General features: G+C 61.6%; 13 protein-coding genes. 7 read left to right on the forward strand and 6 right to left on the reverse strand.

Annotated elements, in window-relative coordinates:
- Positions 1 to 15: 15 nt before the first annotated feature.
- Positions 16 to 1,383 (reverse strand): magnesium transporter, encoded by a 1,368-nt coding sequence (gene mgtE / locus AC1DZ8_RS18245; protein ID WP_477309634.1) that lies wholly within the window; start codon positions 1,381 to 1,383, stop codon positions 16 to 18.
- A 276-nt stretch (positions 1,384 to 1,659) separates the two neighbouring features.
- Entirely contained in the window at positions 1,660 to 3,549 is a 1,890-nt protein-coding gene (locus tag AC1DZ8_RS18250; protein ID WP_477284098.1) for an ABC transporter ATP-binding protein/permease, read from the reverse strand.
- A 601-nt stretch (positions 3,550 to 4,150) separates the two neighbouring features.
- Here AC1DZ8_RS18250 and AC1DZ8_RS18255 point away from each other — a divergent pair.
- Positions 4,151 to 4,585 (forward strand): hypothetical protein, encoded by a 435-nt coding sequence (locus AC1DZ8_RS18255; RefSeq protein ID WP_477309633.1) that lies wholly within the window; start codon positions 4,151 to 4,153, stop codon positions 4,583 to 4,585.
- Positions 4,586 to 4,710: 125 nt separating this feature from the next.
- On the opposite strand, the gene AC1DZ8_RS18260 is transcribed toward AC1DZ8_RS18255, so the two are convergent.
- Positions 4,711 to 5,391, reverse strand: a complete 681-nt coding sequence (locus AC1DZ8_RS18260) for a DsbA family oxidoreductase (protein WP_477309632.1) — start codon at positions 5,389 to 5,391, stop codon at positions 4,711 to 4,713.
- A 23-nt stretch (positions 5,392 to 5,414) separates the two neighbouring features.
- Positions 5,415 to 7,235, reverse strand: a complete 1,821-nt coding sequence (locus tag AC1DZ8_RS18265) for an extracellular solute-binding protein (RefSeq protein WP_477309631.1) — start codon at positions 7,233 to 7,235, stop codon at positions 5,415 to 5,417.
- Positions 7,236 to 7,493: 258 nt separating this feature from the next.
- Between AC1DZ8_RS18265 and AC1DZ8_RS18270 the strand changes: the two genes are divergently transcribed.
- Positions 7,494 to 8,123, forward strand: coding sequence for an invasion associated locus B family protein (locus AC1DZ8_RS18270; RefSeq protein ID WP_477309630.1), 630 nt, complete (start codon positions 7,494 to 7,496; stop codon positions 8,121 to 8,123).
- A gap of 70 nt (positions 8,124 to 8,193) precedes the next feature.
- On the opposite strand, the gene hspQ is transcribed toward AC1DZ8_RS18270, so the two are convergent.
- A complete protein-coding gene (hspQ, locus tag AC1DZ8_RS18275; RefSeq protein ID WP_023668971.1) occupies positions 8,194 to 8,517 on the reverse strand; it encodes a heat shock protein HspQ in 324 nt (107 codons plus the stop codon).
- Between the two features lie 224 nt (positions 8,518 to 8,741).
- On the opposite strand from hspQ, the gene AC1DZ8_RS18280 reads away from it, so the two are divergent.
- Positions 8,742 to 9,704 (forward strand): AEC family transporter, encoded by a 963-nt coding sequence (locus tag AC1DZ8_RS18280; protein WP_477401351.1) that lies wholly within the window; start codon positions 8,742 to 8,744, stop codon positions 9,702 to 9,704.
- On the opposite strand, the gene AC1DZ8_RS18285 is transcribed toward AC1DZ8_RS18280, so the two are convergent.
- Complete coding sequence (locus AC1DZ8_RS18285; protein ID WP_477309628.1) at positions 9,681 to 10,889, reverse strand: UbiH/UbiF family hydroxylase; 1,209 nt, start codon at positions 10,887 to 10,889, stop codon at positions 9,681 to 9,683. The genes AC1DZ8_RS18280 and AC1DZ8_RS18285 overlap by 24 nt on opposite strands.
- A gap of 102 nt (positions 10,890 to 10,991) precedes the next feature.
- On the opposite strand from AC1DZ8_RS18285, the gene AC1DZ8_RS18290 reads away from it, so the two are divergent.
- Genes AC1DZ8_RS18290 through AC1DZ8_RS18305 form a run of 4 tightly spaced genes read left to right on the forward strand, consistent with a single transcriptional unit; the run spans position 10,992 to position 14,355 of the window.
- The gene (locus tag AC1DZ8_RS18290; RefSeq protein WP_477401353.1) at positions 10,992 to 11,888 is read left to right on the forward strand and encodes a DUF2182 domain-containing protein; all 897 of its coding nucleotides are present in this window, start codon (positions 10,992 to 10,994) and stop codon (positions 11,886 to 11,888) included.
- A 14-nt stretch (positions 11,889 to 11,902) separates the two neighbouring features.
- On the forward strand, positions 11,903 to 12,517 hold the full coding sequence (locus AC1DZ8_RS18295; RefSeq protein WP_477309411.1) for a DUF1326 domain-containing protein: 615 nt from the start codon (positions 11,903 to 11,905) through the stop codon (positions 12,515 to 12,517).
- On the forward strand, positions 12,514 to 13,359 hold the full coding sequence (gene pcsA, locus AC1DZ8_RS18300) for a phosphatidylcholine synthase (protein ID WP_477309412.1): 846 nt from the start codon (positions 12,514 to 12,516) through the stop codon (positions 13,357 to 13,359). Before AC1DZ8_RS18295 ends, pcsA begins: the two co-directional genes overlap by 4 nt.
- 18 nt (positions 13,360 to 13,377) lie before the next feature.
- Positions 13,378 to 14,355 carry a quinone oxidoreductase family protein gene (locus AC1DZ8_RS18305; protein WP_477309413.1) on the forward strand — a complete coding sequence of 326 codons (978 nt, stop codon included), beginning with the start codon at positions 13,378 to 13,380 and terminating at the stop codon, positions 14,353 to 14,355.
- Positions 14,356 to 14,399: the final 44 nt, after the last annotated feature.

Raw genomic sequence — 14,399 nt, forward strand, 5'->3', positions numbered from 1 at the left:
AAACAGGGTTGGCTGCTAGAGCAGCGTGCCGCGCAGGATCACCAGCGCCACCGAGAAATAGATCACCAGGCCAGTGACATCGACCAGCGTAGCGACGAACGGCGCCGAGGCGCTCGCCGGATCGAAGCCGATCCGTTTCAGCGCGAAGGGCAGCATTGATCCCGACAGCGAACCGAAGGTGACGATGCCGACGAGCGCTGCCCCGACAGTCGCCGCGATCAGCGGCCAGTGCGGCCCGTAGTCGTAAAAACCCATATATTGCCAGAGCGCGATGCGGCAGATGCCGACCACGCCAAGCATGGCGCCGAGCACGAGACCGGTGGGCAGTTCGCGCAACGCCACCCGCCACCAGTCGCGAAGACCGATCTCGCGCAGCGCCAGCGCGCGGATGACCAGCGAGGTCGCCTGCGAGCCGGAATTGCCGCCCGAGCTCATGATCAGCGGGATGAAGAGCGTCAGCACGATCGCCTTTTCCAGCTCGCCCTCATAGCTTTGCATGGCGTTGGCGGTCAGCATCTCCGAGATGAACAGCGCGCACAGCCAGCCGCCGCGCTTCTTGATCATGGCGAGAAAACTCATCTTCATGTAGGGCTCGTCCAGCGCCTCCATGCCGCCGAAACGGTGCACGTCCTCGGTCGTCTCCTCGATCATGGTGTCGATGATGTCGTCGATGGTGACGATGCCGAGAATTTTGCCGTGGTCGACGACGGGAACCGCAAGCAGATCGTATTTGGAGATCGTCTGCGCCAGCGTCTCGCGATCGGTGAGCGGCGTCACCGTCACCGGCGCGCGATCCGGCGCCACCGACAGGATCGGATCGTCCGGCTCGCCGGTGATCAGCCGGCGCAGGCCGGTCGAGCGCACCAGCACATGCGTATCGGGATCGACGATGTAGATGGCGTAGACGGTCTCGCGCGTCCGCTCGACCTTGCGGATGTAGTCCAGCGTGCGGCCGACGGTCCAATCCGAAGGCACGCTGACGAACTCGGTCGTCATGATCGAGGCGGCACTGCCTTCGGGGTAGCCGAGAATGGAAAGCAGCGTTGCCTTGAGCGGCGGCGCCAGCCCGCCGAGCAGCTCGGAACGCGCCGGCTCGTCCAGCTCGCGCAGGATATCGGCGGCCCGGTCGACCGACATGGCGGTCAGCAGCTTGCAGGCCTTGGCGCGCGGCAGCGCCTCGACCAGTTCGGACGCGCCGTCGAGTTCGGGCTGGTCGAAGATCTCGACCAGCCGCTCGAACGGCACTTCGCACAGCAGTTCGATCGCGGTTTCGCGAGGTTCCCGGTTCAGGGCCTCGACGACATCGGCGACGTGATCATTGGCAAGGATACGGGCGATCGCGACGGCATCGTCGCCCGCTACAACGGGGGAAAATTCGTTCATGGCTCACTCCTTGCCGTCCGGCAGGACGTGAGCCATCAGGTCACGTCTAGGCGGACGGCGGTTGCGTTCGACTACTGTCGCCAGGCATGGCGCGGTGACCTTTCTGCTCGCGGGTTCGAGTTGGAATTCTGCGAGCGGGCGCAACATAGGAGCGCATTTTGGCGAGTCAATCGGAGAGTGCGCGGAAAATGCCCGAGGGGAGGTCGGATCGCGAGACTGTGATCGACCGCCGTCGTTGCCGCGCTGTTGCGGCCCGCCAAGAGCTTGGTGGGATTGCTATTTCTGCTTCAGCCGGCGCGAGAAGCGCAGCCATTTGTCCTCGACCGGTCGCGGCGGCTGCACCAGGATGGTGGTGAGTTCGCGCGGCAGGTTCGGAATGAGCGGCTTCTTGGTGGCGACACCGTCGGCGATCGCGACCACGCTATGGTAGAATTCCTCGCCCGAGAGCGAACGCGGCGCCACAGCTTCATGCATGATGCTGATCACCGTGACATCGGGACAGTTGTCCTTGATCGCCTGGTGGAAAGCGATCTTGCCATCCGGATCGAGCGCGCCGGTGGCTTCGTCGAGGAAGAGCAGCCCAGGCTGCTGCAGCACGATGCGGGCCACCACCAGCTTCTGCTTCTGGCCGCCCGAAAGCATCTGATCCCAGATCTTTCCCTCCCGGCTTTCATCGGCCATGTGTTCGATGAAGTCGCCGAGGCCGGCCTTGTGCAGGGCAGACGCCACCTGCGCATCGCCATAGTCCTGCTCTGAGCCGGGCAGGCACACCAGCTGCTTCAGCGACACCTGCTGCAGCTTGACCTCCTGGGCGGCGTAGAAACTTTTCACGCCGTCGGGGAAGACGATGGTGCCGCGGCCATAGGGCCACAGGCCATTGATCGCCTTGACCAGTGAAGTCTTGCCGCTGCCGGACTCTCCCTTGAGGAACGTCCACTCGCCGCGCCGGAAGCGCAGATTTGCTGCACTCAGGAATGGCGTGGCATCTTCGCCCTGATGCGCCAGTTCGAGCTTCTGGATGGTCAGGCCGAAGACCGGGTTCTGGCTGGCATAGTGGAAGTCCGACTGGCCGGTCTGGCTGTAGAATTCCTGGGGTTGCTGGACGTTCTCGATGGCGTTCGCCAATTCGGTCACGCGCTGGCTGTTGGCGCGCAGCGTAGCGAGGCTCGGCATGACATGGATGAACCACGAACACTTGCTGATCAGCGCGTTGACCTGCTCGGAACCGGTTATGTAGCCCTTGAGGTCGACGCCGTTGTGGATGAACGGGACCAGACCAGGTCCATAGGCAACCACTTTGGCTCCGACAAAGTTGTAGACCGATTCGAATCCCGCATAGGCGGTGTTGACGATGTTGAGCTTCGACCAGGTTTTATCGATGTCGAGATAGAGCCGGCCATGTATCGTCTTCTGCACGTCTTCGCCTTGCGACGCCGCCACATGGAAGCTGCGGCGCAATAAAGTGATCAGTTCGCTGCGGTAGGTGCCTTCGGCCTTCTGCATCCTGATGTTGAGCCACTCCAGCATTCCGCCGAGTTTGATCGCGATCCAGGTGTTGACGGGCACGTAGATGGCGACCGCTACGAGAGCAAGGGCGACGCTGCCATAGCTGCCGAGGAACTCCAGTCCAGCTACTTCCACGGAATTGGCCAGCAAAGCTCCACCGACAAAGTAGAGCGAGGTGAAGACGCCGAACACGCCTTGGGCAAGACCGAGAGCGCCCCCTGCCATGTCCTTGATCGATTCTTGCACGCGCTGGTCGATGTTGTCAGGTGCTGGCGCGCCTGATGCGCCATTCTGGGCGTGGTAATGCGTATGGTTGGTATCGAGCAGCGCCGCATTGAAGCGCGCGTTCAGCCAGGCGCGCCATTTGCGATGCAATGTCGCCGATACAAATTTGCAGGCGCCTATGATTCCCATGTCCTTGAACACGACCAACAGCACAAGCAAGCCGGCATTGGTAAGCACCGTTTCAAGAGGCGCGGTATTCGCGGCATCGTGGAAAAAAGCGATCGAGGCTGCCAGTTCGCCCGCCGACACGGTAAACCAGACGTCGGCCTTGCTCGACAGGGCAATCAGAAGCGCGAGGACGATGGTGAGGGTCCAAGCTTCCCTCCACCGGTCCGAGAACCAGTAGGCCCGCATCAGTCCCCAGAAGGTCCGCATCGACGATACTGGCGTCAGGGGCGACGGGCCAGCGGCGGCGTCGCGGTTCCAAAGTGCCGATATTGAACGTCGCGGTCTGTCGACCCGAATCACAATCCCGCCCAAACCTTTTTTAGTTTTGTTACGGATAGTAACACCAATTGATCATTTTCTATTAATTTTATCTCGGCGAATGTGAGGCAGCCCACGTGACGTTGCCATGAGGCAACAGGTGGTGTGTGGAGACGGCCGCCTCCAGGCCAAATATCTCGTTTGGTTTCAATGTTTTGTGAGAACGTCGAGATGTACGAAAAGCTTCCCTTGGGGAAGCCGGATTCACGGTTTCGTGAACCGCCAGGCCTTGCCGATCGGCCGGTTTTCTTTACCGCCCGGCCAAAAAGTTTCCGATCGTGATCGCTTCGGGTTCACCCGAATCGTCCGTTCCCGAGACCGAGAAGTGCCCGGAAATAGTCTTGGCGGCGCTGTCGATCACCACATCGCCGGGGCGAACTTTTTAGCTACCGCTCAACAAGATTTGACAATCCATATGCCGCCTGTTGAACCTTGCGCAGCACTGTCGGCACCCATTGCATATCCGGTTCTCCAACAAGGAAGCTCCCCGATGCTTGCACGCGCAGCCGCTCCAGCAATCCTGTCCCTCTTTGCCTTTCTGCCTCTGGCGCATGCCGGCAACCAGACCATTCCGGCGAGCGCCGAGGGCCAAATCGAGTTCAACACCCCGTCAGGCAACATCGGCTGCATCTACACACCGAAGGGTGGCACCAGCACCTACCAGCCGCAGGATGGCGGTCCGGAACTGAGCTGCTCGCGCGTCGAGCCGAGCTACATCACAGTTATCCTCGGGCCGAACGGGCCGGCGACCCAGATCAAGAATCCGGGCGAACAAGGCTGTTGCAGCGATGTCGCCAAGCTCTCCTATGGCAACAGCTGGAGCAAAGGACCGTTTACCTGCCAGTCGTCGACCAAGGGGCTGACCTGCACGGGCAGCAACGGTCACGGCTTCTTCGTCAGCAAGGCCAAGGTGACGGTGAAATAGCCTGAGCATGATCCCGAAAAGTGGTATCCGGTTTTCCCGGACAAACGGGAACCGTTTTGTCCAGAGATCATGCTCAAACAAAAGCGATAGAGCCCCATCCCGATTCAATCGGGATGGAACAGGCCCTAGCCCACTTTTTCCAGCTCGCCCTTGGCCTTGGCGGCGGCAACCTGGCGGATGGCGTCGGCCAGCGTGTCGGCGTCCTGCGCGCCCATGACGGCATATTTGCCCTCGAGCAGGAAGCACGGCACGCCGGTGATGCCCATGCGTGATGCCGTGGCGATTTCCGTACGCACCGCCTCGACGTCGGCGTCGGTCGGCAACAGCGTTTCGACCACGGCGGCGTCCATGCCGGCCTCGCGGGCGGCTTCGATCAGCACTGCGGGATCGCCGATATTGGCGCCTTCCTCGAAATACAATTGGAACAGCCGGCGCACCAACCGGTTCTGCACGGCTTCGCCGGCAGTGCCCGCCCAGCGGATGACGCGATGCGCGTCCAGCGTGTTGGCGGCGACCTTGATGGCGTCGAAGGCGAAGTTGATCCCTTCGGCTTCGCCGAGCGGCTCGATGCGGGCATGCATCTGGCGGATACGCTCCTCGCTGCCGAACTTGGCCAGCATATACGCGCGCCGGTCTTTGCCCTCCGGTGGGACGGTAGGGTCCAGCTGGAATGGCCGCCAGCGCACATGCACCTCGACGTCGCCGACAGCGGCGATCGCCTTGTCGAGCCGCTTCTGGCCGATGAAGCACCAGGGGCACACGGCGTCGGAAACCACATCGACGGTTATGGAATTGTCATCGCTCATCTTGATCTCCTGCGGCCGAACGCTCAGTTCGGCTTGCGCCACCAGGTTGGCCATTGATAGCCGTATATGGGCGTGTTTTTCGGATGGTCCAGATAATTCCAGTAAGCGAGCCATTGCTGCGTGTTGTACTGCATCGGCACCATGTAATTGCCGGAGATGAGCAACCGGTCGAGGACGCGCACCGCGGCGACATAGTCTTCCTTGGTCCGCGCCCTCAGCATAGCATCCATTGCCGCGTCTATTGCGGGATCGGCAACGCCGGCGAGGTTGAAGGAGCCTTCCCTGTTGGCTTCCGAAGAGCCCCAGCGAAAGGTCTGCTCGATGCCGGGGGACAGCGAGCCGACGGACCCGCTCGCGCCGATCAGCACCTCGAAATCGAAACGCTGCTTGCGTGATTGAATCTGGTCGGCTTCGAGACTGCGAATGGTCACCGCGATACCGATCTTTTCCAAAGTACGCTGATAGATGGTGGCAAAACGCTCGTCATCTTGCGAGGACGCCAGGATTTCGAAGCCGAAGGGGTTTCCTTTGGGATCTTGTAGAACACCGTCCTTGACGGCATAGCCCTGGCTTTTCAGCAGGTCGAACGCCGCCTTCAGCACCTTGCGATCCTGGCCGGTGCCGTCAGTCACAGGTGGCCGCCAGGTGCCATCCATGACGTCGGCCGGCACGCGGCCGGGGTAGGGCGCCAGCAGCGCCTTCTCCCTATCGTCGGCGGGATGGCCGAGCGCGGACAGTTCGGAGTTCTGCCAGTAGCTCATGGTGCGCGAGTACTTGCCGCCGAAGAGGTTCTTGTTGGCCCATTCGAAGTCGTAGAGCATGCCGAGTGCGCGACGCACCACAGGATTGGAGAACTTCTCCAGCCTCGTGTTGAACAGGAACCCTGTCACCACCGGCGGTATGCCGATGTCAAAGGTTTCGGCGATTACTTCACCCCGGTGGAAGGCGGGAAAATCGATATCGCGCTCGCGCTTGATTGGATCGCCCGCATCATAAATGGCGCAGATGCCTTTCTTGAACGCTTCCGTCTTGGCATTGGCGTTGAGGAAATACTCGATGGTGATCTGGTCGTAATTGTCGAAGCCGCGCTTGGAGGGGAGGTCCTTGCCCCAGTAATTCGGATTGCGCTTGAAGACGATGCGCTGTCCCGGCTGCACCTTGTCGACGATGTAGGGACCACTGCCGATCAGAGGCTTCAGCGTCGTCTTGTCGAAAGTGTCCTTGTTGAAAGCATGCTTCGGGATGATCGGCGTCAGCGCGATGATCAAGGGCGTCTCGCGGTTGGCCTTGTCGTTGAAGGTAAAGCGCACGCTGTGATCGCCGGTCTTTTCGAGCTTGGCGATCAGGCTCATGCGATCGCTGTAGGGCGGGCGGCCCTTGTCGGTAAAGACGTCATAGGTGAACAGCACGTCCTCCGGCGTCACCGGCTCGCCGTCCGACCACTTTGCATTTGGGTTGAGGTGGAATTCGATCCACTTGCGCTCGGGGTCCATGTCGGCGCTGTCGGCAATGAGACCATAGAGGCTGAAAGGTTCGTTATAATTGCGCTGCATCAACGGCTCGAAAACCAGATTGCCGTAGTTCTGATCCAGCATGCCGCGCGCCGTGGTGCGCAGGCTCTTGACGATGAACGGGTTCAGATTGTCGAAACTGCCGACGACGCAATAGGTGATGTTGCCGCCCTTGGGCGCATCGGGATCGACGTAGTCGAAATGGCTGTAGTCGGCCGGCAGCGCCGGATCGCCCTGCATGGCGATGGCATGTTTCGGCTCCGACATCGCGGGCTGAAGCGAAAGAGCGGAAAACGAGATCGCGGCGATCAGCCAAACAAGAACGCGGCCCATGACCGTCTCCTTACTGGGCGGCTTGATGATTCGGAGTACACCCTAGCATGGCGCCGCTGCGCTCCGGCCAGATACGTCAGCCCAAATCGCACGACCAATGGCACGGCCAAGAATCGCAGGTGCCGGGCTGGATTCGACTGCCCATGCAGTGTAACACGCGCTCCGAAGTCATTCTGTTGCCTCAATTCGGCAACAGGTAGCTGGACCACACGGCGCGAAGAAGCCGGTCCCGGGATCATTTGAGAGGAAGTGCACGACATGACGAGCCTGAACAGCAACGCGTACCGCCTTTCGGTCATGGCCGCAGGCGTGGTCGGCTTTCTGGTCGCCGGGCTTCCCGCTGCTTCGGCACAGCAGCAACAGCAGATTCCGCAGGGCTGGTTCAAGGCCTGCACCAAGCAGGAAGACGTCGACATCTGCAATGTCCAGAACATCGTCACCGCAGGCAACGGCCAGCTCGTCACCGGCGTCAGCCTGATCGAGCTGAAGGGCAAGGTGAACCGCAAGGTGTTCCAGGTAACGGTTCCGACCGGCCGTCTGGTGCCTCCCGGCATCGGCCTGCAGATTGACGCCGGCAAGGCGCAGAAGCTCGATTATGTCATCTGCTTCCCCGACCGTTGCGTGGCCGAAGTGCCGCTGACCGACACGCTTGTCGCTTCCTTCAAGAAGGGCCAGGCGATCACGCTGACCTCGATCAATTTCCAGAACCAGGCGAACCCGATCAAGGTTGCCTTGACCGGCTTCAGCGGCGCCTATGACGGCCCGCCGCTGCAGCAGTCCGACATTGAGGACCGGCAGAAGAAGCTTCAGGACTTCGTTGCCAAGAACAACCAGGATTTTGCCAAGAAGCTCAAGGACGAGCAGGACAAGGCCAAGGCCGCCAACTGATCTCGAGCGAATTCAAAATAAAAAAAGCGGGGCAGTGCCCCGCTTTTTTGTTGCCCCGTTCAGGATGCGGTCAGTGTCTCGACTGCCGCTTCGGCTCGTAGCGTCCGTCCGGCCGCTTGTCGAACATCTCGCCGATCTGCGGATGGCGGACCGGCTCGCCCGACTGGTCCTCGAGCAGGTTCTGCTCTGAGACGTAAGCGATGTATTCGGTTTCCGAATTCTCGGCCAGCAGATGATAGAACGGCTGGTCCTTGCGCGGCCGCACGTCGGCCGGGATCGCCTCATACCATTCGTCGGTATTGGCGAATTGCGGATCGACATCGAAAATGATGCCGCGAAATGGAAACAGCCGGTGGCGCACCACCTGTCCGATCGAGAATTTGGCCGTTTTCATCATACTCACCACTAAGCCCGGAAGCGCCCGGCGTCCCTTGGAATGCACGGCACGCGCTCTAAGGCTTTGAATTTACACACGCCACGACTAAAAATCGAGCCCGACTTTAGGGCTGGTATTCCACCCTATCTGGCGCAGACGGTGGTCCAATTCAATGCCGAAGCGCTTGACGCCTTGTGAAGCTACGGGCTAGCCCGGGTCAACGGTTGCGGGCCGGGGCAAAAATGTCTGACGTCATCGGTCTTGTTCTTCCGTTTTTCGGGCTGATTTTCATCGGTTTTCTGGTCGCGAGCATCACCAGGCAGCCGCTGGAGGCGCTTGGCTGGATGAACACCTTCATCGTCTATGTCGCGCTTCCAGCCCTGTTCTTCCAACTGCTCGCGCGCACACCGTTCGAGCAGCTGACGGAATGGCGGTTCATCTTCGGCTCGGTGTTTTCCACCTACACGATCTTCTCGATCATGTTCGTGTGGTCGGTGCTGGCATCGCGCGGCGAGATTGCCCAGTCCACCATCAAGTCACTGGCCGCCGCTTACGGCAATATCGGCTATATGGGACCAGGGCTGGCGCTGCTCGCCTTTGGCGAGCAGGCGGCGGTACCCGTGGCGCTGATCTTCTGCTTCGAAAACATCATGCACTTCGCCATCGCGCCGATGATGATGGCGCTGTCGGGCGACGACAAGACCTCGCCGTGGCGGCTGATCCTCGGCGTGGTCAGGAAAATCGCCCTGCATCCATTCATCATCGCCACCGCGCTTGGTGTCGGCGCCGCCTATCTCGGCTTTCACCCACCGCAGCCGATCGATCGCTTGCTCGAATATCTGTCGCGGGCGGCCGCCCCTTGCGCTTTGTTTGCCATGGGCGTGACGTTGGCGCTGCGGCCGCTCAACCGCGTGCCGCACGAACTGGCGTCGATCGCGGCGTTGAAACTGATCCTGCATCCCTTGCTCTGCTATGTCGTGCTGAGCTGGGTCGGCAATTTTTCCGAGATCTGGATGTTTTCAGCCGTGCTCTTGGCGGCATTGCCGACGGCCACCAATGTCTTCGTCATTGCCCAGCAATACGGCGTTTGGGTGCAGCGCGCTTCGGCCAGCGTGCTGATCACCACTTGCCTCTCTGTGCTGACGGTGACCGGGCTGCTCTACATGATCCGCCACGGCATCTTACCGCCGGACCTCTTTCCCTAAGCCAGTCAGTGCCGCAAAGCCGCTGCCCGGGCGCAGCCCCTCGCGCATGAAGAAGGCGCGCAAAGGCGCGAAACTGCCGAGCACGTTGAGGCCGGCGCTGCGCGCCATCTGCGCCGGCAGCATGTCCGACAGCAGCGACATGTTGAGCAGATTGACCGCGCCGCTGCGCGCCAGAATGTCGGGGCGACGCCTGGAATCATAGGCGGCGAGTGCCTTTGCCGCGCCTGGGTCGTTTCTATTTTCGCCAGCGATTCCAATCAAATCGTCGATGTCTCTGATTCCAAGGTTGAGGCCTTGGGCGCCGATCGGCGGAAATACATGCGCGGCCTCGCCGACCAGCGCCACGCGGTTCTGGGCGAAACGCCCCGGTGATGCCGCTGAAAGCGGGTAGATCTGCCGGCCGGGCTCGACCCTGACCCGGCCCAGCATCGACTGCATCTGCTGTTCGACACGCTCGGAAAGCGTCACGTCGTCGAGTGCGGCAAGGTCTTTTGCCGTTTCCGGTTTCACCACCCAGACAAGGCTGGAGCGGTTGCCGGGCAGCGGCACCTGAGTGAACGGACCGGTTTCGGTGTGGAATTCGGTCGAGGTGAAGCCGTGTTCGCTGCGGTGGCCGAAGTTCAGCACAAGTGCTGCCTGCGGATAGGATCGCACTGACGCGGCTATGCCCGCCGCCTCGCGCGCCGGCGACAGGCGCCCATCGGCGGCAACCGCCAGCGAGGCAGACACTTCGCGGCCATCGGTCAGAACGGCATGGGCCTGGTCGGCGTCCAGACGCCAGCTTTCGACCATCGACTTCAGCCATTCAATACCGGCATGTGCCGCGACGGCCCTGGCTAGCGCTGGATGGAGCGCACTGTTCGGCAAATTGAGCCCGAACTGTTCCTCGCCGATCTCCGTAGCGCGAAAGGTGACCACCGGGCTGCGGATCAGTCGGCTTGTGGCATCGACGATGCGCATGACCTTCAGGGGTGCTGCCTTTGGCCGGATCTCGGCCAGCACGCCCAGACCATCGAGAATCCTGAGGGCAGGGTTCATCAGCGCCGTGGTCCGGCCATCGGGGCCACCGGCCTCGGGTCCGACGAGCGTCACGGGAAATCCCGCCCCGACAAAACCGAGCGCCGCGATCAGCCCGGCAGGGCCGCTGCCGGCAACCAGTATCCGTGCTGTCTCACGATGATTCAAATTGGACTTCCGGTTTGCGATGCAGGTCCATCCTGTCTATCCATGGATATAGGTCAGACCATGCGGCTTGATCAACGCGGCGATTAGGCTCATTCGATTGCCATGACCGGCCAACAGGACGATTTCAGCCATCTCGACCGGGCCGGCCGCGCCACGGCAAGCCTTGCCCGCAATCCTCGCCTGACGGTCAACATCGCCATTGCCGGCAGCATTCTGCTCGCCTGGTTCATTCTCGGCGCCATGGCGATCCGCGGCGCCGAAAGCCGGCTTCCCGGCGCCGGCGCACCAGGCGATGTGGTCCTGCGAAACCTGCCGCAACTGCCGTTGCCGGATTTTCTCGACCGCTTCTTCGGCCTGTGCCTGACACCCGCACCGCTCGACGCCGGCAGCGGCGCACAATTTCTGGCGCTGATCGCGATGTGGTTCCTGATGGCCGTGGCGACGATGCTGCCGTCGGCAGCGCCGATGATCCGCACCTATTGCGAGATCGCCGACACCGCCCGCATCAAGGGCGAACCGGTGGCCCATCCGCTCATCCTGGTTTCGGGCTACCTCTGCACATGGCTCGTCGCCTCGGCTGGTTTCGCAATGCTGACCCTGGCCGTCCACGCATTTGCGTCTTCCGGTCGACTGCTCGATCCGGTGGCCGGCTTTGCCGCTGCTGCCGCTTTGCTGGTGGCTGGCCTCTACCAGTTCAGCAGCCTCAAGCAGGCCTGCCTGACAAAATGCCGGAATCCCTTCGCTACCCTGTTTTCCAACTGGAGCGCCGAACCCAGCCGCATCTTCCGGCTCGGGCTGGAGCAGGGGCTGTGGTGCCTCGGTTGCTGCTGGGCGCTGATGCTGGTGATGTTTGCCGTCGGCACGATGAACGTGTTCTGGATGGCCCTGATCGGCCTGTTCACCCTGATCGAAAAACAGACCACCGGCAGGCTTCCAACCCGAGTGGCCGGTGCGATACTGCTTGTCTGGGCAGTCGCCCTGCTAGTAGTCTCGGCATGACGGGGGAAAATTCCATGGCAGAGCAAGGCTGGGCAATGAAAGGAGAGCTCGTACTCTCCTGCAATTGCACGGTTTTTTGCCCTTGCGTGCTGTCGCTTGGCAGCCATCCGCCAACCGAAGGCTATTGCCAGACATGGGCGGGTTTTCGCATCGATGCCGGCCATTTCGGCGAGGTCGACCTGTCCGGCCTCAATCTCGGACTGGTCATGGAAATCCCCGGCTACATGAGCCGCGGCAACTGGACCGCGGGCCTGTTCATCGACAAGCGCGCCTCGGTCTACGCGGTGAAGGCGCTGACCAGAATCTTCACCGGCAAGGCCGGCGGAACAACCGCGCTGCTCTCCATCCTTGTCGGCAAGTTCCTCGGCGTCGAGCAGGTGCCGATCACCTATGAGACGCGTGACAAGACGCGTATTTTCCAGATACCGAAGATCATCGACGGGGCGGTGACACCGATTCCCGGCAAGGATCGCGAGAAGGATACCGTGATCAGCAACTCGGAATACTGGATCGCGCCGGAGATCATCGTGGCCAGGTCCGACAAGAGCAAGATGCGGGCATTCGGCCGCAACTGGAATTTCACCGGCCGTTCGGCCGAAATCTGCAAGCTGGATTGGCGGGGCCCGTGAGCAAGAACACAAGGGCCAGGCAAATCGCCGAGAAGATCACCGACCGGATTCCGCGCCCGAAGAAGAAAGTGACATGGCCGCAGGCGCGCGCCTTCTCGGTCCATCTCCTGACCGCGTCGGGCTCGTTCCTGGCCTTCCTGTCGCTGGTGGCGGCGAGCGAGGAACGCTGGACGGCGATGTTCTGGTGGCTGGGTCTGGCGCTGTTCGTCGACGGCATCGACGGCCCGATCGCGCGCAAGCTCGAGGTCAAGGAGATCCTGCCGACCTGGTCGGGCGAACTCCTCGACAACATCATCGACTATGTCACCTATGTGCTGATCCCAGCCTTCGCGCTCTACCAGCGCGGCTTCATGGGTGAAAAACTGTCGTTCCTGTCGGCGGCCATCATCGTGGTGTCGAGCGCCATCTATTATGCCGACACCGGCATGAAGACGAAGGAGAACTTCTTCAAAGGTTTTCCGGTGGTCTGGAACATGGTGGTGTTCACGCTGTTCGTCATCGAGCCGGGACAATGGGTGTCCTTCGGCGTCGTCGTGGCCGCCGGCATCCTCACCTTCGTGCCGATCAACTTCATCCATCCGGTGCGGGTGGTGCGGCTGAGACCCATCAATCTCGGCATGACGCTTTTGTGGTGCGCTTTCGGCGCGCTGGCGCTGGCGCAGGCGGCCCTTGCCGCCTTCTACGACCAGATCGGCGTTTTGGGCGAACAGGTCAGCGTGTTCACCAAGGTCGGCATCACCGTCACCGGGCTTTACCTCGCCTGCATCGGCGGTATCATGCAGTTCTTCCCCAAGCTCGGCGCCAAGCCGCCGACCAAAGCGACCGACAGCAAGAAAGCCTGACCGCAGGAAAGCCCAAAAATGTCCAAAGCGATCCGTATCCACGCCCATGGCGGTCCGGAAGTCCTGACCTATGAGGATGCCGATCCGGGGCAGCCCGGCACAGGGCAGATCCTGGTCAGGCACACGGCGATCGGCCTCAATTTCATCGATGTCTATCATCGCACCGGCCTCTATCCACCGCCCGGAGGATTTCCGCTGATCCCGGGCGGCGAGGCCGCTGGCGTGGTTCTCGAGGTTGGCACAGGCGTCGACTGGCTGAAGCCCGGCGATCGCATCGCCTATGCCGTCAATGTCGGCGCCTATGCCGAAGAGCGCGTCGTCGCCGCCGACCGCGTGGTCAAGGTGCCGGACGGCATCAGCGACGAGCAGGCCGCCGGCATGATGCTGAAAGGCATGACCGCGGAGTATCTGCTGCGTCGCACGTTCAAGGTGAAAGCGGGCGACACCATCCTGTTCCACGCCGCCGCCGGCGGTGTCGGCCTGATCCTGGGGCAATGGGCAAAACATCTCGGCGCGACCGTCATCGGCACGGCAAGCTCGACCGACAAGATCGAACTCGCCAAGGCGCATGGCTTCGACCATGTCATCAACTACAAGGAGCAGGATTTCGTCGCCGGCGTCGCCGCCATCACCGGCGGCAAAAAATGCGACGTCGTCTACGATTCGGTCGGCAACGACACATTCCCCGCCTCGCTCGATTGCTTGAGGCCGCTCGGCATGTTCGTCGCTTTCGGGCAGTCCTCGGGGCCTATCCCGCCATTTTCGATGTCGCTGTTGGCGCAGAAGGGCTCGCTGTTCGTCACCAGGCCGACGCTGTTCGTCTACAATGCCAAGCGCGAGGACCTCGAAATCTCCGCCGCAGCACTGTTCGACGTGGTGCTGAGCGGCGCGGTCAAGATCCGGATCAACCAGCGCTATGCCCTGAAGGATGCCGGCAAGGCGCAGGCCGATCTCGAAGCGCGCAAGACGACGGGCACGACCATTCTGGTTCCCTAAGGAAATTCGCCTAGCTTTTCAGCGCTTTGCCGGAGTGCCGGGCG

The sequence above is a fragment of the Mesorhizobium sp. P2_F7 genome, from assembly GCF_056403695.1.

Bases quoted from the DNA above. Each gene is read 5' to 3' on its own strand.
- AC1DZ8_RS18280 (WP_477401351.1), top strand. From the start codon at position 8,742: ATGTCTGACGTCATCGGTCTTGTTCTTCCGTTTTTCGGGCTGATTTTC.
- hspQ (WP_023668971.1), bottom strand. From the start codon at position 8,517: ATGAAAACGGCCAAATTCTCGATCGGACAGGTGGTGCGCCACCGGCTG.
- AC1DZ8_RS18260 (WP_477309632.1), bottom strand. From the start codon at position 5,391: ATGAGCGATGACAATTCCATAACCGTCGATGTGGTTTCCGACGCCGTG.
- mgtE (WP_477309634.1), bottom strand. From the start codon at position 1,383: ATGAACGAATTTTCCCCCGTTGTAGCGGGCGACGATGCCGTCGCGATC.
- AC1DZ8_RS18255 (WP_477309633.1), top strand. From the start codon at position 4,151: ATGCTTGCACGCGCAGCCGCTCCAGCAATCCTGTCCCTCTTTGCCTTT.
- AC1DZ8_RS18265 (WP_477309631.1), bottom strand. From the start codon at position 7,235: ATGGGCCGCGTTCTTGTTTGGCTGATCGCCGCGATCTCGTTTTCCGCT.
- AC1DZ8_RS18295 (WP_477309411.1), top strand. From the start codon at position 11,903: ATGGCAGAGCAAGGCTGGGCAATGAAAGGAGAGCTCGTACTCTCCTGC.
- AC1DZ8_RS18250 (WP_477284098.1), bottom strand. From the start codon at position 3,549: ATGCGGACCTTCTGGGGACTGATGCGGGCCTACTGGTTCTCGGACCGG.
- AC1DZ8_RS18305 (WP_477309413.1), top strand. From the start codon at position 13,378: ATGTCCAAAGCGATCCGTATCCACGCCCATGGCGGTCCGGAAGTCCTG.
- AC1DZ8_RS18290 (WP_477401353.1), top strand. From the start codon at position 10,992: ATGACCGGCCAACAGGACGATTTCAGCCATCTCGACCGGGCCGGCCGC.
- AC1DZ8_RS18270 (WP_477309630.1), top strand. From the start codon at position 7,494: ATGACGAGCCTGAACAGCAACGCGTACCGCCTTTCGGTCATGGCCGCA.